Origin of the sequence: Mycobacterium sp. NPDC050441, from assembly GCF_040655355.1 — a bacterium.
In the GTDB taxonomy this organism is placed as follows: Bacteria; Actinomycetota; Actinomycetes; order Mycobacteriales; family Mycobacteriaceae; genus Mycobacterium.
On sequence record NZ_JBFAJS010000002.1, the window covers coordinates 636,576 to 654,432 of the forward strand.

Below are 17,857 nucleotides of genomic sequence, written 5' to 3' on the forward strand. Positions count from 1 at the left end.
TGTGGGTGTGCGGACACCTGCGCAGCAGACCGGTGCCACCCGCACCGGGGTGCTCTACGGCGCGGGTGCCTACATCTGGTGGGGTTTGTGCCCCGGCTTCTTCCTGCTGTTGCTGCCGGCGGGGGCGCCGGAGGTGCTGGCCCACCGCATCGTGTGGAGCGCGCTGTTCCTGCTGTTGGTGCTGGCGGTAGCACGTCGACTCGGTGACCTGCGTAGGTTGACGCTCAAGACCTGGCTACAACTGGTGGCAGCCGCCGCACTGATCTCCATCAACTGGGGCACCTACATCTATGCCGTGACCACCGGCCATGTCGTGGATGCGGCACTGGGGTACTTCATCAATCCCCTGGTGAGCGTGCTGTTGGGCGTACTGGTGTTCCGCGAGCGGATCAGCCGATGGCAGGCGGTCGCGTTGGTGCTCGCACTGATCGCAGTGGTGATCCTGACCGCCGAGCTGGGCGCACCGCCCTACATCGCGGTCGTGCTCGCGCTGTCCTTCGGTGTGTACGGCCTGATCAAGAAAGTGGTGCAGGCCGACCCGCGGGTGAGCGTGGCCGTAGAAACATTGGTGGCTCTTCCGCTCGCCGCCGGCTACGTGATCACCCTGGAGGTGCTGGGCCGGGGAAATTTCCTCAACCACGGCACCTGGCACGCGTTGCTGTTGTTGCTGGCCGGTCCGGTGACCGCGGTGCCGTTGCTGCTGTTCGCCGCGGCCGCACAGCGACTCCCGATGGTGACGCTGGGCCTGCTGTTCTATCTCAACCCTGGGTTACAGATGGCCTGGGGTGTGTTCATCGGTCACGAGCCGATGCCGGTGGGCCGCTGGATCGGGTTCGCCCTGATCTGGGTGGCGTTGGTGATCATGACCGTCGGTGCGTTGCGCAGAAAACCGGCCGGTCGGATCGCCGACGTTGTCGATCGGATGGAACCGGAATCGTCATCACGGTGACAGGCTGGAACTCAGAACCCAGGAGGACACCGTGCAGTACTGCCTACTCATGCATTACCAGGAAGGACCAGAGGCGGGCCTGACCGAGGAGGACATGAAACCCGCCCAGGCCGCGTTCGCCCGATATGCCGATGATCTGGATGCGGCCGGCGTGCTCGTCGGCACGCAGGTCCTGCAGTCGGCGTCGGCGACAACGACCTACACCGCACGCACCGGCGCGGCGGAGATCCAGGACGGGCCCTTCGCCGACACCAGGGAACGGCTGGGCGGAGTGTTCGTGATCGAGGTGCCCGACCTCGACGCGGCACTGGGCTGGGCGCAGAAGTGTCCTGCCGCGGCGTGGGGTTCGATCGAGATCAGACCCGTCGCTGTCACCTACGGCCGGGGCCGGGGCTGGTACACGCCCTGAACGTGACGGCCGGGGAGCGGCTTTCGCAAGTGGTCGGCCAGTCCTACGGTCGACTGCTCGCGCTGCTGGCGGCCCAGGGCCGCGACATCGCCGCGGCCGAGGATGCGTTGGCCGACGCGATGGAACGGGCCGTGGGCCGCTGGCCGCGCGACGGCGTGCCCGACAATCCCGAGGCATGGTTGCTGGCAGTGGCACGAAATCGACTGCGGGACATGTGGAAATCGCCCGGCTACCGCCTGAGCGGGCCGTGGACCGAGGACTACGACGTCGCCTGGGACATGGCCGAACCGGCGGCGATTCCCGACCGTCGGCTTGAGCTCATGCTGGTGTGCGCACACCCGGCCATCGCCGCCGACATCCGAACCCCGTTGATGCTGCAGACGGTGCTGGGGGTGGACGCGGCCGTCATCGCCGCGGCCTTCGCGGTCGCCCCGGCAACGATGGCGCAGCGGCTGGTGCGGGCCAAGAAGCGCATTCGCGACACCGGAATCCCGTTCACCCTGCCGGAGCGTGTCGACCTCGATGTGCGGCTGCCCGAGGTGCTCGAAGCGGTCTACGGCGCATACTCGATCGACTGGCTGTCCGTCCCGCAGGGAACGGCTGTCGAATCGCTGGCATCAGAGGCCCTGCACCTGGCCATGGTGCTCGTCGAGTTGTTGCCGGAGGAACCCGAGGTTCTGGGCCTGGCGGCACTGATGTGTCTGTGTGAGGCGCGGCGCCCGGCGCGCCTCGACCCGGACGGCAATTTCGTGGCGCTGGACGATCAGAGCCGCGGCCGGTGGGACTCCGCGCTGCACGCGCGAGGGGAACGCCTACTTGCCCGTGCGCACAGCTTCGAGCGTCCGGGCCGGTTCCAGTACGAGGCGGCGATTCAATCGGCGCACTGCGCCCCCGACGTCGACCGGCACGCGCTGCGCAAGCTGTATCGCGCGCTGATGCGGGTGGGGCCGTCACTGGGTGCCGCGGTGGCGCTGGCGGCCTTGGACGGCGAAATCGACGGTGCCGATGCCGGACTGCGTGCCCTCGACACGATCACAGACCGCTCGGCCGGCGCGTTTCAGCCGGCGTGGGTCACCCGCGGGCACCTCCTTGCCGAGGCAGGACGGGTCGACGAGGCCGCCGCGGCATATCGCCGGGCCATCGAATTGACCACCGACAACGCGGTCCGGGCGTACCTGACCGGACGCCTGGGGAGTCTGCGGTCGACCGGCCGGGCCGGACGGGGGTCGTGACCCGACCGGGGTGGATATTTGCGAAGTCATCTTTTGACCTCATTATGGCAATGCCATAGGGTTTGCTGAATGACTGCGCGTAGCGGGCCTCGGGCCGCTCGACGACCGGGCAGGCCGGTTGGCGCCGATGCTGCGCAAACCCGTGAGCGCATCGTGCAGGCGGCCTACGAAGTCATCAACGAACGTGGATACGCGGCGGCGACATTCCAGGAGATCGCCAAGCGCAGCGGTCTGAGCCGTCCGACGCTGAACTACTACTTCGCCAGCCGTGAGGAGCTCTACCGCGCACTGCTCAAGCAGGCGCACGACGTCGTCGATTCGTGCATTCGCGTGGCGAAACAGCATGATGGAACGCTGGATCGGTTGCATGCCTACATCGATGCCGTGGTGGCGGTGTGGCATCGGGACCACGCCGTCGTCGGATTCCTGGCCAACGCGCGGCTGGAGGCCTACCGCCATCCGGATCTGCCCTCCGCTACCGTCGCGGCCACCCGCGGTTTCCTCGGCGAGGTGGTCACGGAGGCGATCGTCCGGCGCGAACTGCCGGCGCACACCGAGCACGCCACACTGGTCGAACTGTTGTACGCGATGCTGTGGGGAGTGGGTGCCTACAGTGGTTGGCAGCGCAGGCCCGTCGATGTACCGGAGATAGCCAAGCAACTGCATCTGGTGATCAGAAATGGGTTGCTGTCGATCGCCGACCGTGATCGCTGACGCGCCGACAAGGACACGAGTAGCGACACGCCGGGAAGTACGAGAAGTGTCGGTGGGGCGCCATAGACTGGCACCCCTATGAGCGGTTCATCTTCGGGGTCCTTCGTACACCTGCACAACCACACCGAGTACTCGATGCTCGACGGGGCCGCGAAGATCACGCCGATGCTTGCCGAGGCCGAGCGGCTGGGCATGCCTGCGATAGGTATGACCGACCACGGCAACATGTTCGGCGCCAGTGAGTTCTACAACTCCGCGACCAAGGTCGGCATCAAACCGATCATCGGCATCGAGGCGTATATAGCTCCCGCTTCTCGATTTGATACCAAGCGGATCCAGTGGGGCGACCCGAGCCAGAAGAGCGACGACGTCTCGGGCAGCGGCGCCTACACCCATATGACCATGGTCGCCGAGAATGCCACCGGTCTGCGCAACCTCTTCAAGCTGTCCTCGCTGGCGTCGTTCGAAGGCCAGCTCGGCAAGTGGTCGCGCATGGATGCCGAGATCATCGCCGAGCATGCCGAAGGCATCATCGCGACCACGGGTTGCCCGTCCGGCGAGGTGCAGACCCGGCTGCGGCTCGGCCAACGTCAGGAGGCGCTGGAAGCCGCCGCCAAATGGCGCGACATCTTCGGCCCCGACAACTTCTTCCTCGAGCTGATGGACCATGGCCTCGATATCGAGCGCCGCGTCCGGGAGGGCCTGCTGGAGGTCGGGCAGAAGCTCGGCATCCCGCCGCTGGCCACCAATGACTGTCACTACGTCACCCGTGAGGCCTCGCAGAATCACGAGGCGCTGCTGTGCATTCAGACGGGCAAGACTCTCTCGGATCCGAACCGGTTCAAGTTCGACGGCGACGGTTACTTCCTCAAATCGGCCGAGGAGATGCGGGCCCTGTGGGACTCGCAGGTGCCGGGAGCGTGCGATTCCACGGTGCTCATCGGTGAGCGGGTGCAGTCCTACGCCGACGTGTGGACGCCCACCGACCGCATGCCGGTGTTCCCGGTCCCCGACGGCCATGACCAGGGCTCGTGGCTGAGCCATGAGGTGCGGGCCGGGCTGGAACACCGGTTCCGGGGCGCGGACGTGCCCGCCGAGTACACCGACCGCGCGGCCTACGAGATCAAGGTCATCTGCGACAAGGGCTTTCCGTCCTACTTCCTGATCGTGGCCGACCTGATCAACTACGCCCGGTCGGTCGGGATCCGGGTGGGGCCGGGCCGTGGATCGGCCGCCGGGTCACTGGTGGCCTACGCGCTGGGTATCACCAACATCGACCCCATCCCGCACGGTCTGCTGTTCGAGCGCTTCCTCAACCCGGAGCGTCCGTCGGCTCCCGATATCGACATCGACTTCGACGACCGCCGCCGCGGCGAGATGCTGCGGTACGCGGCCAACAAGTGGGGCAGCGACCGGGTGGCCCAGGTCATCACCTTCGGCACCATCAAAACCAAGGCGGCGCTGAAGGATTCGGCCCGCGTGCACTACGGCCAGCCTGGTTTCGCGATCGCCGACCGGATCACCAAGGCACTGCCGCCGCCCATCATGGCCAAGGACATCCCGGTGTCCGGGATCACCGATCCCAACCACGAGCGGTACAAGGAAGCGGCCGAGGTCCGCGCCCTGATCGACACCGATCCGGACGTGCGGACGATCTTCGAGACCGCGCGTGGCCTGGAAGGCCTGGTGCGCAACGCGGGCGTGCACGCCTGTGCGGTGATCATGAGCTCCGAGCCGCTGATCGACGCGATCCCGCTCTGGAGGCGGCCCCAGGACGGCGCGGTCATCACCGGTTGGGATTATCCGTCGTGTGAGGCCATCGGCCTGCTGAAGATGGACTTCCTGGGCCTTCGGAACCTGACGATCATCGGTGACTGCCTGGAGAACCTCCAGGCCAACCGGGGGATCGACCTGGATCTGGACACGCTGCCGTTCGACGATCCGGCCGCCTACGAGCTCCTCGGCCGTGGCGACACGCTGGGCGTGTTCCAGCTCGACGGCAGCGCAATGCGTGACCTGCTGCGGCGTATGCAGCCCACCGGATTCAACGACATCGTGGCGGTGCTCGCGCTGTACCGTCCCGGTCCGATGGGCATGAACGCCCACAACGACTATGCCGACCGCAAGAACGGCCGTCAGGCGATCAAGCCCATTCACCCCGAGCTCGAGGAACCGCTCAAGGAGATCCTCGCCGAGACCTACGGCCTGATCGTCTACCAAGAGCAGATCATGTTCATCGCGCAGAAGGTCGCCTCCTACACCATGGGTAAGGCCGATGCGCTCCGTAAGGCCATGGGTAAGAAGAAGCTTGAGGTGCTCGAGGCCGAGTACAAGGGCTTCAAGGAAGGCATGACCGCCAACGGGTTCTCCGAGGCTGCGGTGAAAGCCTTGTGGGACACCATCCTTCCGTTCGCCGGGTACGCGTTCAACAAGTCCCACGCGGCCGGCTACGGCCTGGTGTCGTACTGGACGGCCTACCTCAAGGCGAACTACCCCGCCGAGTACATGGCCGGTCTGCTCACCTCGGTCGGTGACGACAAGGACAAGGCCGCGGTCTATCTGGCCGACTGCCGTCGGCTCGGCATCACGGTTCTGCCGCCCGACGTCAACGAGTCGGTGCAGAACTTCGCCTCGGTCGGCGACGACATCCGGTTCGGACTGGGCGCCATCCGCAACGTCGGCGCGAATGTCGTTGCGTCGTTGATCAGTACCCGTACCGAGAAGGGCAAGTACGCCGACTTCTCCGACTACCTCAACAAGATCGACATCGCGGCCTGCAACAAGAAGGTCACCGAATCCCTGGTGAAGGCAGGTGCATTCGACTCGCTCGGCCACCCGCGCAAGGGGCTGTTCCTGGTACACACCGACGCCGTCGACTCGGTGCTCGGCACCAAGAAGGCCGAGGCGATGGGCCAGTTCGACCTGTTCGGCGGCGCCGACGACGGGGGCGGCACTGACGCGGTATTCACCATCCGCGTGCCCGAGGAGGAGTGGGAGGACAAGCACAAGCTCGCGCTCGAACGCGAGATGCTGGGGCTGTACGTGTCCGGGCATCCGCTCAACGGGGTTGCCCACCTGCTTGCCAACCAGGTGGACACCCAGATCCCGGCGATTCTCGACGGGGATGTCGCCAACGATACGCAGGTCGTGGTCGGCGGCATCCTTGCCTCGGTGAACCGCCGGGTGAACAAGAACGGATTGCCCTGGGCATCAGCCCAATTGGAAGACCTCACCGGCGGTATCGAGGTGTTGTTCTTCCCACAGACCTATTCGCTGTTCGGTCATGAGATCGCCGACGACGTCGTGGTGCTGGTCAAGGCGAAGGTGGCCGCGCGCGACGACCGGATCTCGCTGATCGCGCACGAACTGGTGGTGCCCGACTTCAGCAGCGCCCAGGCCAACCGGCCGCTGGCGGTGAGCCTGCCGACCCGGCAGTGCACCATCGACAAGGTCAGTGCGCTCAAGCAGGTACTGGCCAATCATCCCGGTACCTCCCAGGTGCATCTGCGGCTGATCAGCGGTGAGCGCATCACCACGCTGGAGCTGGATCAGTCACTGCGGGTGACGCCGTCCTCGGCCTTGATGGGTGATCTCAAGGCGTTGCTCGGTCCCGGTTGCCTCGGGTAGCGGCCAGGTCGATTCTGACGATCGCACTGTCGGGCCACAGCGCTCGATTGCGGGCCCGGCGGAGTTTCTCGCGCAGGGGAAGGTCGCGGTGCACGTTGGTGATACCGGGGATCTTCAGTAGGGGCACGATGTTCCACTGCCAGCCGTAGCGCTGGTGCAGCGCACGGTTGGCTTGTTCGGCGTCCTCGCCGGCCAGGACAGTGGCCCGGCCGGTCAGCCAGGTGGTGCCCGTGATTCGACCTCGGTAATCGCAGACGACCAGTTCGACATCGGGCCGCGCCGCGAGTCTGCGGGTCTTCGGGCCGATCTTGGTGCGGAACAATGCCGTTCGGCCGTCGAGCACGAACCATATCGGGGTGTCTGCCGCGGTGCCGTCGCGGCGAAAGCTGCGCAGTAGCGCGTACTGGGAGCGGCTCAGGGTCTCCAGCGTGGTGTCGGTATCTGGCATGTGGACAGTCAACGACTTAGAGTTGACTCTAAGTCAAGTGCGGCGAGGAGGGCGGATGGGAGCGACGCTGACCATTGGAGAGGTCACGCAGCGGTCGGGGGTCGCCCAGACCGCGCTGCGCTACTACGAGCAGGTGGGCTTGTTGCCCGCACCGCAACGCGTGGGCGGGCAGCGCCGCTATCAGGAGTCGGTCCTGATGCGCCTGGAAGTGATCAGGTTGTGCAAGACCTCGGGCTTCTCGCTGACCGAGATAGCGCTGCTCCTCAAGGACGACACCCCGGGCCGTCCGATGGCTCGTGAGCTGGCCCAGCGCAAATTGGCCGAGATCGATGAGCAATTGGAGTCGCTGGGACGTGCGCGGGCCATCATCGAGTGGGGGATGCGGTGCACATGTCCGTCAATCGAGTTGTGCACGTGCGGGATTCACAACGAACTACCGGCCTGACGCAGCAGCGGCAGCAGCCGCTCGGCGAGCATCTCCGGATGCGGATCGAGCGCGCCGATCCGCAGGACCAGGTGGCGTGCTCCGGCCTCGAGATAGCCGGAGAGCCACGAGGCGCATTCCTGTGCGGATCCACCGCAGAACGCCTGGAACGAGCTCATCACGTCCAGTGGTTGGCGGTAATAGGCCCGGGTGTACGTGTCGAGGGTGTCGCGGGCGCGCCCGCGGTCGTCGTCGATACACACCGTGGCGTACACAGCGGGCGTGATCGGGCGTGACGCCAACTCGCTGATACGCACCCAAGCCCGAGCGTATGCGCGGGCGTCGGGAAGGTACGGCAGCCAGCCGTCGTAGCCCTCGGCGACCCGTGCGATCACCCGGTCGGAGTCTCCACCGGCCAACCACAGCGGCGGGCCGCCCGGACGCGCGGGCGGCAGACCCCTGTCGAGGCCGTCGATCTGCCAGTATCGGCCACTGAATCGATCTTGGCCGGTCCACGCCTGGCGCCACACCTCGGCAGCCTCGTCGAGGCGGCGGGCCCGATCGCGAAACGGCATTGCCAGCGCCTCGAATTCGCGACGGCTTTCCGGCACGGGAGATCCGGAACCCAGGCCGAGGATCAGCCGGCCGCCCGACAGCTGATCGACCGTGGCGGCCTGCGCTGAGGTCAGCAACGGGGTGCGCAACGGACCGATCAGCGCCGCGGTACCGAGCCTGACGCGGAAGGTGGCGGCGCTCACCGCGGCAAGCAGGGTCAGCGGATCAACCCGGGTGCGGGCCAACAGGGAGTCACCTGTCCACACCGAGTCGAATCCCGATTCCTCGGCGATTCGGGCGAATTCGATCAGGCCGCGTGCGTCATGGCGCCCCGTCATCGCGGTTTCCCGGCTGGGCAGCATGATGCCGATGGACAGCGACATGCTTCAACGATGACCCGATGTACCGGTTCGGTCGACTACTTCGCGGGTAATGGCGCGGTGCAGTCAGAACCGGTACCGCAGGATGCGGGCCTTGCGGGCGGTCGCCTTGCTCAGGCCCGTGGCTCGCGTTGCGATCCGCAGCGCGCCGGGAAAGAGGTCGACCTCGGGCTGGTGGGCGAGGCTGGCCTCCTCGACGAGTTGCATTCGCGGATTCCAGGATTCGGGATGGTGGGCGTCTTTGAAACCCGGGTAGCCCCACTGGCTTCCGACGTCTTTGAACATCTTGGCCGGAAAGAACCTCAGGGCTGCCCTGCTCATCCAGCCGATGCGGCCGTAATCGTTGAACGCCAATTCGCCGGAACCGAAGTGTTCGGTGATCTTCCGGAAGATGCCGGCGATCTCCGGTTCGGTGAGGAACGCGAACAGTCCGTCGGCCACCAATATGGTGGGTCGATCGGAGGGGATCGGGTCGGTCCAGTCCGGGTCGGCCAACGACGCGGAGACGTTGTGCGCCTGGGGGAGTGGGGGCATCACCTGATCGCGCAATGCGCTGATCCCGGGTAGGTCGACGCTGTACCAGTCGACCGTGGCCGGTGGCGCAACGCGGTGAACGCCGCTGTCGAGACCTCCGCCGAGATCGACCACGACGGCGCCGGGATAGCTGGAGACAAACGCACGGACCCGGTCGTCGAGCATCTTGGCGCGCAATGCTGACTGGCACACCACGCTGGTCTGCACGCCAAGACCGGCGAAGTCGTAGTCGAGTCTTCCCACCGTCTCGTCGGCCATGGTGTCGCCGAGGATGGGGCGGGCCCATCGGCTGTCGAGTGCCCTGGCATACAGGGTCAGGAATGCGGTTTCTTCCACCGGCGTCAGGCCCGTCGTCGCAATACTCACAAGCCCGACCGTACACCCCGCCTGCGGCTGAACAGTTGGGCGAAAACGTTTACCGCCCTTGCGATCACGTGTCCCAGAAGCTGTGCGCCGGTGAGAAGGGGTTGGGCAGCGGGCCGCCGGCAGCCTACGGTGGGAACCATGCGCAGCACCCACGTGAGCGTCTGGATCGAGGTCGCCGCCGACGCGGTGTACGCCTATGCCGCGGATCCGCGACAGATGGCCAACTGGGCAGCGGGCCTGGCCGAGGGCGGGCTGCGCCTCACTCCGCAAGGTTGGCTCGCGGATTCCCCGATGGGTGAGGTGACCGTCGAGTTCGCTGCGCCGAACACGCTGGGAGTGCTGGACCACGTGGTGCATCTGCCCTCGGGCGAGGCCGTCTACAACCCGATGAGGGTGGTGCCGGCAGGGGTCGATGCATCGTCGTGCGAAGTCGTGTTCACCGTCCGGCAGCGGCCCGGGGTGACCGACGCGGAGTTCGAGGCAGATGTGGCCGCCGTGGCCGCCGATCTAGAGACGTTGCGGCGACTGCTGGAAGGTCACTGATCAGAGGGTGACGCGTGGCCCAGTCCCAGCCACGCCACAATGGCGGCCGCGGCGGCCGAGAGTACTGCCGGTGCGGCGCTCATGGTTGCCAGGCCTACAACCACCAAGACCAGGGCGCCGATCGCCAGGGCGATCAGCTTGTAGGTCGGCCAGGGCACCCCGGCGATGTCGACCTGATGATCGGCCCGGGAGGTGCCGCTACGAAAGTTCCCGGCGGTGGTCATGTGTTGACGATAGCTCGTAACCAAGGTTTCGGCCACCCGAAACCTTCGATTAGGCGGGTCGCTTTATCGGTCCAGAGTGCTCAACAGCGGGCTTCCACGCGGTACTGGACCTCGGCCGGTCTGGTGGGGCGGTCCGCGAACGAGCCACGCGCCGTGCCGCTGATGTGGAATGTCGTGCCGTCGATGCCGGCATCGGCAGGCGATGTCACATTGGCTGAGCTGCCGGTGAACCCCTCTAAGTCGGTCAGGCGCATCACCTTCGGTTCGACGGTGGCGCCGGTCTGGACGATGGCCGCGAAGCCAGGCGCTTCCGGCTGAGATTCGATGGTCCACAGCCAGGACTGTTGCGTGCACAGCACCGAGAACGTGGTAGGTAGCTGCTGGTCGTTGATGAAGATCCGCGCCGTGTAGGCATCGGCCGGGATGCCGGTGGCCGCCGCGCAGGCAGATAACGCCAGCGCGCCTACCGAAACGGTCCGCGCCGTCACCCGCCGCACCCGCTGCTGGATGTGCCGCATGAAGGTTGTTTTCCCAGTTCGGGGTCCTCTCAACCACATGCGGCGGATTTCTTCGATTTGGCGGCACGAGTGGCGAGATCTCAGCGTGTGGCCCCACCCAACTGCAGTGAAACGCCTGGCCAGTGGCACCATTGAACGGTGACTGCCGATTTGAGCAAAGGCTCCCGAGTGTCCCCGCTGGCCGCGCCGCTGACTGCGGCCGACATCGACGAGGCTGCCAAGCGAATTTCCGGGGTGGTCACGCGCAGCCCTCTGCAGTTCAACGAGCGACTCTCGGAAGCCACCGGAGCCAACGTGTACCTCAAACGTGAGGACCTGCAGGCGGTGCGTTCCTACAAGGTGCGCGGGGCGTTCAACCTGATGGCGCAGCTGTCGCCCGAGGAGTTGGCCGCCGGCGTGGTGTGCTCCTCGGCAGGCAACCACGCTCAGGGCTTCGCCATGGCCTGCCGGTCGATGCGGACCCACGGCCGCGTGTACGTGCCCTCCAAGACACCCAAGCAGAAGCGGGATCGCATCCGGTACCACGGCCGCGAGTTCATCGAGCTCATCGCGGTCGGGTCCACCTACGATCTGGCCGCTGCCGCAGCGCTCGACGATGTCGCGCGCACCGGGGCGACCCTCGTGCCCCCGTACGACGACGTGCGGACGATGGCCGGACAGGGCACCATCGCGGCCGAGCTGCTCGACCAACTCGACGACGAGCCGGACCTGGTGATCGTCCCCGTCGGTGGCGGCGGTTGCATCTCCGGCATCACCACATATCTCGCCGAGCGTGCCTCGGGCACCTCGGTACTCGGCGTCGAGCCGGCGGGTGCGGCCTCGATGATCGCCGCGTTGGCGGCGGGCGGGCCGGTCACCCTGGATCACGTCGATCAGTTCGTCGACGGTGCGGCGGTGGCGCGGGCCGGGGCGCTGCCTTACGCCGCGCTGGCCGCAGCCGGCGACATGGTCGCCCTCACCACGGTCGACGAGGGTGCGGTGTGCACCGCCATGCTCGACCTGTACCAGAACGACGGAATCATCGCCGAGCCCGCCGGTGCGCTGTCGGTGGCGGCGCTGCTGGAGGCCGACATCGAGCACGGTTCCACTGTGGTTTGTCTGATCTCCGGCGGAAACAACGACGTGTCCCGCTACAACGAGGTGGTCGAGCGCTCACTGGTGCACCTGGGGCTCAAGCACTACTTCCTGGTCGACTTCCCGCAGGAACCCGGGGCGCTGCGCCGATTCCTCGATGACGTGCTCGGACCGGGTGACGACATCACGCTTTTCGAGTACGTCAAGCGCAACAACCGCGAAACCGGTGAGGCACTGTGCGGTGTCGAGTTGAGCGCAGCGACCGACCTCGAAGGCCTGCTGGCCCGTATGGAGGGCTCCGACATCCACGTCGAGTTGCTCGAACCGGGGTCGCCGACGTACCGGTACCTCACCTGAGAAAGCAGCTCTGAGGGTCGTGCGCTCAGGCGCTGATCCCGGTTGCCTCGAAACCTGCGCTCACCGCGGCGACTTTCTCATCGCGAACGCTTTCGGAGTCACTGCGGAACAGGGACTTGGCCACCAGCTCGACGGCCCGGCGGCTGTCACTGAAGCCTGATGTTCGCGAAAGGTGAAGTGTCAGCGCGAGATAGAACAGCGCTGCCACATCCTGCGGTGTGAAGAGGTGACCCTGGCCGTTCTTCGCGCTGATGACGTTGAACGCCGCCTTGTTGTGGATGCCGCTGTTGGTGTGCACACCGCCGTTGTCCCGGGTCGTTTGTACGTAGTCGCGAACGTGTGCCGGCTGGCCGCGGCGGGCCGGATCACTCAGATCCCGCAGAGGAACCCCGGTGCCGTCGAGTTCCTCGCCCATCTCCCAGTTCCAGCTGTCGATGTCGGGTTTCTGGGAATTGGCGATGATCGTTCCCATGATGTCCGAATAGGACTCGTTGAGTGCGCCGGATTCGTCCTTGTACTCGAGGCGGGCCGTGTTGTCGGTCAGTCCGTGCGTCATCTCATGGGCCACAACGTCCATGGCCACCGCATACGACCGCAGCTCGCCGCCGACGCTGCGCTGGCCGTACACCATCTGGGTGCCGATCCAGGCGGCGTTGCGCCATTCTCGGGGCGTCGGATCCTGGATGGACGTGCAGTTGATGGACGAGATGAACGGGCTGCCCTGGTTGTCGAGGCCGTTGCGCTGCAACGTGTTCACCAGGTAGTCGGCGACCTCCTGGGCGTTGGCGTGGGCGCTGATCGCGGCCGGGCTCCAGGGTGCCGGTGGATTGGAGATCGGCTCCGCGCCCGGTAGTGAGCGGAACTGCGATTCGATCTTGCGGAACCCGAAATCGTACGTCTCGATGCGCCGGGTGGGGTCCACCAGTCGCTTGTTGTCGTTCTCATCGCGTTCGGCCCGGATGCGGCGAGTCTGGCCGAGGGCATCGGTCGAGTCCAGTTCTTCCAGCGTCCACGAAATCGTCTGGGTGCGGGGAAGTTTGGCGACCAGGTCACCGGAATGAGCGTCAACGACGTAGTCGAAGAGCTCCGGCAGCGTCTCCGGGTGACCGTCGGAGGTGCGTTTGCGGTGACGCTGGACGTTCTTGGCGATGTACACCAGGCGCCAGACCCCGGGGTCTGAACTCCTGTCGAAGTAGAAGTACAGCCGGGGTGGTTCCGGCAGCGGCAATGCGTCCTTGCCTGCGTCCTTGACGATCACATCCTGGGCCTGCGCCGGCGATATGGTCGCGACCGCGTCGACACCATCGGGATTGCCGATCGCCGAATTGACGGCCAGCATGTTGTTCGCGTCATCCAGCTCGATAGTGACCAGCGACCCGTATACAGGGATGCGTTGGCGGTATTGGGCGAACTTGACGACGGTGGAGTCGGTCAGCGGAATGGATTCGGTGCCGAGGGCCAGGTACTCGGTCCCCGGACCTGCGCTGCTGTCGGTGATCGACGGCACCTCGGGGCTGGCGATCATCTGGTTGAGGTAGCGGCGCGCAGCCGATTCTGGATCGAGCGTCGCCACGTCGACCGCAGGCGCTGCGCCGCGCACGACTGCTTCGTCATTGATGGCCTGCACTGCCGGGCCCTGGTACTTGTCCGCACTGTGCAGTGCAAAGCTCTCTAACCCGTTGTCGTTCATCAGTTCTCACTTCTCCTGCTCCGATGGGTTGGGCTGTCCCGCTTCGGACCGACCGGGTGTCAGCACCGTGGCATGGCCTGATCATGCGTCGCGAGCGGCGCAGTTGCGCGCGTAGTGGCCTACTCGAATTCGTGACGATCGGGGGTCGCGATGCCCGTGTGGGGCCGACACGGTGCCACGCGCTGTTCGCGTCGGCGCCGAACACAGGTAGTGATCTACGCGCGCGCCCCGGACTGCGGATGCCTACCGTCCAGAGGTGGGTATTCGCCCTCGGGAGATCCGCCGTCAAGGGAGCCGACCATGGCCAAACACGTCGCCCAGTCCGGTGACATCCTCACGGTCGCGGAATCGGCCGCGACCCGGGTTCGGCAAAACATCTGGACGCTCGATCAGATCGACCACTGGCACCCGACGATCTATGCCTACGCCCGCGGAGTGCAGGTGCTGATCAGCCGGACCGATATGGATCAGCTGGATCCGATCGGTTGGCAGTATCAGTCGGACATCCACGGAACCACAGTGAATCCCGACAACTTCCGCAACCAGTGCCAGCACTTCTGCTGGTTCTTCCTGCCCTGGCACCGCATGTATCTGCAATGGTTCGAGCGGATCATCACGTCGGCCATCCAGGATCTCGACGACGTCGACGAGCAGATCAAGGCGACCTGGGCACTGCCCTACTGGAACTACAGCAGCGACGCTCCGGCCCGCCGACGGCTGCCGAAGGCCTTCCTGGACACGACCCTGCCGGACGGGGTGACGCCGAATCCCCTGTGGGTGCCCGGACGGAACCTGAATGACGGCTCGTCATTGCCCGCGTCCGATGTCGACCTGACGAGTGCGTTGGCGCCCGTCGACTTCGCCGGCATCGGCGGGTTTGCCGGTGGACGTACGGGATTCAGTCATGCCGGCGAGGACCCGGGCTCCGCGATGGGACCGCTGGAAGGAACGCCGCACGGCGCCGTCCACGTGGGAGTGGGTGGCCTGATGGGGTCGTTCAACACAGCGGCGCTGGACCCCATCTTCTGGCTGCACCATGCCAACATCGACCGGATCTGGGAGATCTGGCGGACATTGCCGGACCGGGCGAACACGACGGAGGCCGCCTGGCTGACGGGCGTGACGTTCCACTTCCACGACGAGAACCGGGCGACACTCACCGAGACGGTGCAAGAGGTTCTCGAGACTGCGCCTCAGCTCAGCTATAGCTATGAGGACATCACTGCCCCTGTCGCACTGGAGGCACTCATGCCAACCGCACCCGCGCCGGAGAACCCGCCGGAACTCGTCGGAGCATCGGAGCGCGCGATCGCCCTCGCCGGTGCGACGACCAACGTCACCTTCGGCATCGCACCTCCACTGGGCCCGCTGGCCGAGGAAGGGGCCCCGGCGTCCCGCGCCTTCCTGCGCATCGAGGACGTGACGTCGCCGGCGCCGGTGGGGGTGACCTACAAGGTGTATCTCAATGTGGGCGGCGGTGAACCCACGGTCGATGACGACCATTTCGTCGGTGTGGCCGCGTTCTTCGGAATCGAGGACACCAGCAACCCCGACAACGAGCACGGCGGAATGCGGCTCGCCTACGACATCACCGGTCTGTATCAGCGGTTCACTGCCGAAGGCCGGTGGAGCGACCAGGTCAGCGTCACCTTTGTCCCGCAGTTCGTGGAGCCCGCGGCTCATCCCATCCAGCTGCCCGGCGCCCAGGCCTCGGCACCGCAGGAGGCGGGAAATGCGCGCGTCGGGCGCGTGAGTGTCTTCCTGCAATGAGTCTTGCTGCAGTAACAACGGGTGCGGTGCGGCCGTCGGCCTGGCGGCGGTTGTGGTGGACGCATCCGGAGCTGTCCGTGCTGACCGTCTCGGTCGCCGCCTGGCTCGGGGTCGCGGAACTGCATCTGATGATGCCGTCTCACGGTGGCACCCAGCATTGTTCGACACTGCCGCACACTGCGGCGCACCGCCATGGCGCGATAAGGCTCGACGCCATCGCGGACCGTTGTGCGGCAATGTCTTCCGGTGCACCGGAATTCCCTGTGTCGCTCGGATTGTGGGTGGTCATGGCGGCGGCGATGATGCTGCCCACGACGCTGCCTATCGCGCGGTCGATCTCGATGAACGGCAGGTGGAACCGGCGGCATCGCAGCCAAGCGCTGTTCGCGCTCGGCTACCTCGCCGTATGGTCGGTGTTCGGTGCAGTGGTGCTGGGCATCGTCTGGTTTGCGGGATCGAAGGACGTTGGTGTCCCGGTGATCTCGGGTGTGCTTGCGGTTGCGGCGGCCTGGGAGCTGACCCGCAGGAAACGGTTCTTTCTGCGGGCATGTCACCGGGTGCACGCACTGCCCGCCGACGGCCGTCGGGCGGACCGGGCATGCGTCGACGAGGGCCTGCGCAACGGGCTGCGATGCGTGGGCGCCTGTGGCCCGATGATGCTGCCGATGGCATTGGCTCCGCACGCGTTGTGGCTGATGGTGATCCTCTTCGGCATCGTCGTGGCGGAGAAGCTGGTGACGAAGGCTGTGGATCATCTGCCGATTTTCGCTGCAGTTCTGGCCGTGGTCGCCGTCATCGTGGCGTTCGGTGCGCCGCTCGGCTGACTATCCAGACGACGAGCGCGCAGGCCGCGAAGGCGGCGCCGAGGATGCTCGAGCCGGTCCACCCCGCAACCGAATACACCGCGGTCGTGGCGGTTGCCCCGAGGGCCGAGCCGAGTGAGTAGAAAAACATGTAGCCGCCGATAACGCTGCTGGTGCGATGCGGGTGGGCTGTGGTGAGCAGGTGTTGGTTGCTCACGTGTACGGCCTGCACCGCGAAGTCGAGCACGATCACACCGACCACGATCAGCAGTAGCGACCATGATGCGTGCCCGATGGCCAGCCATGAGGCCGCCAGTAGCGCGAGCGCTCCGCCGGTGACGGCACTTGCGGAGCCGGCGTCAGCCCAGCGTCCCGCCCGGGCGGCACCGAGTGCACCGGCGAGGCCGGCGATTCCGAAAAGGCCGATCTGGGCTGTGCTCAGATGCCACGGAGCCGCTGCGAGTGGCAGCGCCAGGCCGCTCCACAGTGTCCCGAACGAGGCGAACAGGAAGAACGCGATCAGCCCGCGTGAGACGAACAGATGGTCACCGAGCAGTTGGCCCAGCGACGCCAGAATGTCTACGTAGGAGGCGGATTCGCACCGCGGATCGGCCGGCAGGAGCCTCGGGACGAGGCACGCCAGGGCGAGTAGCAGCACGGCCAGCCCGGCATAGACGCCGCGCCACCCCCACGCGGCGGCGAAAGTGCCTGCTGCCACGCGGGAACCGAGGATGCCGATGACAACTCCGGAGGTCACCGCGCCGAGGGTGCGGCCGCGTTGCTCGGGTGTGGACAGGGCCGCAGCGAATGCCACCGTGGTCTGGACAACGACGGCGAACAGGCCGGCTACCGCCAGTCCGGTGAGCAGCAGCCAGGTTTGTGCGGCTGTCGCGGCCAGCGCCACACCGACCGCGGCCAGCACAAGGTGCCCGCTGATGAGCCTGCGGCGGTCGACCATGTCGCCGAAGGGCACGAGAAGGACCAGTCCGACCAGATAGCCGAGTTGCCCGGCCGTGACGATCCACCCCAGATGCGCCTCCGGCACGCCGAGATCGCTGCCGATCTGCGCGAGAACCGGCTGTGCCGCGTAGATCGTTGCCACGGCCACTGCGCAGACGGTGGCGAAAAACACTCTGTGGCCGAAGGTCAGGTCCATCCACACTCCTCTCATTGGTTGCATATTGCAACTGATTGGAGGTTACGGCAGAATAGTTTCAATCAGCAACTTTTGGAGGAGAGG

Annotated in this window: 17 protein-coding genes; 10 read left to right on the forward strand and 7 right to left on the reverse strand. The window is 66.1% G+C overall.

What is annotated here, in order from left to right:
* Positions 1–49: 49 nt before the first annotated feature.
* The 5 genes from rarD to dnaE all read left to right on the forward strand — a co-directional run bounded on the left by rarD (position 50) and on the right by dnaE (position 6,931).
* Positions 50–949 carry an EamA family transporter RarD gene (gene rarD, locus AB0I14_RS08110; protein ID WP_358019055.1) on the forward strand — a complete coding sequence of 300 codons (900 nt, stop codon included), beginning with the start codon at positions 50–52 and terminating at the stop codon, positions 947–949.
* Positions 950–980: 31 nt separating this feature from the next.
* The gene (locus AB0I14_RS08115) at positions 981–1,358 is read left to right on the forward strand and encodes a YciI family protein (protein ID WP_358018498.1); all 378 of its coding nucleotides are present in this window, start codon (positions 981–983) and stop codon (positions 1,356–1,358) included.
* A 2-nt stretch (positions 1,359–1,360) separates the two neighbouring features.
* On the forward strand, positions 1,361–2,590 hold the full coding sequence (locus AB0I14_RS08120; protein WP_358018501.1) for a DUF6596 domain-containing protein: 1,230 nt from the start codon (positions 1,361–1,363) through the stop codon (positions 2,588–2,590).
* 69 nt (positions 2,591–2,659) lie between these two features.
* Positions 2,660–3,304, forward strand: coding sequence for a TetR/AcrR family transcriptional regulator (locus tag AB0I14_RS08125; protein ID WP_358018503.1), 645 nt, complete (start codon positions 2,660–2,662; stop codon positions 3,302–3,304).
* Between the two features lie 78 nt (positions 3,305–3,382).
* Positions 3,383–6,931 carry a DNA polymerase III subunit alpha gene (gene dnaE / locus AB0I14_RS08130; RefSeq protein WP_358018506.1) on the forward strand — a complete coding sequence of 1,183 codons (3,549 nt, stop codon included), beginning with the start codon at positions 3,383–3,385 and terminating at the stop codon, positions 6,929–6,931.
* Here dnaE and AB0I14_RS08135 read toward each other — a convergent pair.
* Positions 6,897–7,379, reverse strand: a complete 483-nt coding sequence (locus AB0I14_RS08135) for a PPOX class F420-dependent oxidoreductase (RefSeq protein WP_358018509.1) — start codon at positions 7,377–7,379, stop codon at positions 6,897–6,899. The two genes, dnaE and AB0I14_RS08135, sit on opposite strands and share 35 nt — an antisense overlap.
* 55 nt (positions 7,380–7,434) lie before the next feature.
* Between AB0I14_RS08135 and AB0I14_RS08140 the strand changes: the two genes are divergently transcribed.
* Positions 7,435–7,824, forward strand: coding sequence for a MerR family transcriptional regulator (locus AB0I14_RS08140; RefSeq protein WP_358018512.1), 390 nt, complete (start codon positions 7,435–7,437; stop codon positions 7,822–7,824).
* On the opposite strand, the gene AB0I14_RS08145 is transcribed toward AB0I14_RS08140, so the two are convergent.
* Positions 7,803–8,741, reverse strand: coding sequence for an LLM class flavin-dependent oxidoreductase (locus AB0I14_RS08145; protein WP_358018515.1), 939 nt, complete (start codon positions 8,739–8,741; stop codon positions 7,803–7,805). The two genes, AB0I14_RS08140 and AB0I14_RS08145, sit on opposite strands and share 22 nt — an antisense overlap.
* A gap of 63 nt (positions 8,742–8,804) precedes the next feature.
* Positions 8,805–9,638, reverse strand: coding sequence for a class I SAM-dependent methyltransferase (locus tag AB0I14_RS08150; RefSeq protein ID WP_358018518.1), 834 nt, complete (start codon positions 9,636–9,638; stop codon positions 8,805–8,807).
* Between the two features lie 138 nt (positions 9,639–9,776).
* Between AB0I14_RS08150 and AB0I14_RS08155 the strand changes: the two genes are divergently transcribed.
* A complete protein-coding gene (locus AB0I14_RS08155) occupies positions 9,777–10,181 on the forward strand; it encodes an SRPBCC family protein (RefSeq protein WP_358018520.1) in 405 nt (134 codons plus the stop codon).
* On the opposite strand, the gene AB0I14_RS08160 is transcribed toward AB0I14_RS08155, so the two are convergent.
* Entirely contained in the window at positions 10,175–10,405 is a 231-nt protein-coding gene (locus AB0I14_RS08160) for a hypothetical protein (protein ID WP_358018523.1), read from the reverse strand. The two genes, AB0I14_RS08155 and AB0I14_RS08160, sit on opposite strands and share 7 nt — an antisense overlap.
* 80 nt (positions 10,406–10,485) lie before the next feature.
* On the reverse strand, positions 10,486–10,923 hold the full coding sequence (locus AB0I14_RS08165) for a lipoprotein LpqH (protein WP_358018526.1): 438 nt from the start codon (positions 10,921–10,923) through the stop codon (positions 10,486–10,488).
* Between the two features lie 138 nt (positions 10,924–11,061).
* On the opposite strand from AB0I14_RS08165, the gene ilvA reads away from it, so the two are divergent.
* Positions 11,062–12,354, forward strand: a complete 1,293-nt coding sequence (gene ilvA, locus AB0I14_RS08170) for a threonine ammonia-lyase IlvA (protein WP_358018529.1) — start codon at positions 11,062–11,064, stop codon at positions 12,352–12,354.
* Between the two features lie 25 nt (positions 12,355–12,379).
* On the opposite strand, the gene AB0I14_RS08175 is transcribed toward ilvA, so the two are convergent.
* Positions 12,380–14,044 (reverse strand): M4 family metallopeptidase, encoded by a 1,665-nt coding sequence (locus AB0I14_RS08175; protein WP_358018533.1) that lies wholly within the window; start codon positions 14,042–14,044, stop codon positions 12,380–12,382.
* A gap of 300 nt (positions 14,045–14,344) precedes the next feature.
* On the opposite strand from AB0I14_RS08175, the gene AB0I14_RS08180 reads away from it, so the two are divergent.
* On the forward strand, positions 14,345–15,814 hold the full coding sequence (locus tag AB0I14_RS08180) for a tyrosinase family protein (protein ID WP_358018536.1): 1,470 nt from the start codon (positions 14,345–14,347) through the stop codon (positions 15,812–15,814).
* Complete coding sequence (locus tag AB0I14_RS08185; protein ID WP_358018540.1) at positions 15,811–16,638, forward strand: DUF2182 domain-containing protein; 828 nt, start codon at positions 15,811–15,813, stop codon at positions 16,636–16,638. The genes AB0I14_RS08180 and AB0I14_RS08185 overlap by 4 nt, the downstream gene beginning before the upstream one ends.
* Here the strand turns inward: AB0I14_RS08185 and AB0I14_RS08190 are convergent.
* Complete coding sequence (locus tag AB0I14_RS08190) at positions 16,607–17,773, reverse strand: MFS transporter (RefSeq protein WP_358018543.1); 1,167 nt, start codon at positions 17,771–17,773, stop codon at positions 16,607–16,609. The two genes, AB0I14_RS08185 and AB0I14_RS08190, sit on opposite strands and share 32 nt — an antisense overlap.
* Between the last annotated feature and the right edge of the window lie 84 nt (positions 17,774–17,857).

What these genes read in the sequence shown, in the direction of transcription:
- AB0I14_RS08125 (WP_358018503.1), top strand. Translation starts at nt 2,660, where the DNA reads ATGACTGCGCGTAGCGGGCCTCGGGCCGCTCGACGACCGGGCAGGCCG.
- dnaE (WP_358018506.1), top strand. Translation starts at nt 3,383, where the DNA reads ATGAGCGGTTCATCTTCGGGGTCCTTCGTACACCTGCACAACCACACC.
- AB0I14_RS08135 (WP_358018509.1), bottom strand. Translation starts at nt 7,379, where the DNA reads ATGCCAGATACCGACACCACGCTGGAGACCCTGAGCCGCTCCCAGTAC.
- AB0I14_RS08140 (WP_358018512.1), top strand. Translation starts at nt 7,435, where the DNA reads ATGGGAGCGACGCTGACCATTGGAGAGGTCACGCAGCGGTCGGGGGTC.
- AB0I14_RS08145 (WP_358018515.1), bottom strand. Translation starts at nt 8,741, where the DNA reads ATGTCGCTGTCCATCGGCATCATGCTGCCCAGCCGGGAAACCGCGATG.
- AB0I14_RS08155 (WP_358018520.1), top strand. Translation starts at nt 9,777, where the DNA reads ATGCGCAGCACCCACGTGAGCGTCTGGATCGAGGTCGCCGCCGACGCG.
- AB0I14_RS08160 (WP_358018523.1), bottom strand. Translation starts at nt 10,405, where the DNA reads ATGACCACCGCCGGGAACTTTCGTAGCGGCACCTCCCGGGCCGATCAT.
- AB0I14_RS08165 (WP_358018526.1), bottom strand. Translation starts at nt 10,923, where the DNA reads ATGCGGCACATCCAGCAGCGGGTGCGGCGGGTGACGGCGCGGACCGTT.
- AB0I14_RS08175 (WP_358018533.1), bottom strand. Translation starts at nt 14,044, where the DNA reads ATGAACGACAACGGGTTAGAGAGCTTTGCACTGCACAGTGCGGACAAG.
- AB0I14_RS08180 (WP_358018536.1), top strand. Translation starts at nt 14,345, where the DNA reads ATGGCCAAACACGTCGCCCAGTCCGGTGACATCCTCACGGTCGCGGAA.
- AB0I14_RS08185 (WP_358018540.1), top strand. Translation starts at nt 15,811, where the DNA reads ATGAGTCTTGCTGCAGTAACAACGGGTGCGGTGCGGCCGTCGGCCTGG.
- AB0I14_RS08190 (WP_358018543.1), bottom strand. Translation starts at nt 17,773, where the DNA reads ATGGACCTGACCTTCGGCCACAGAGTGTTTTTCGCCACCGTCTGCGCA.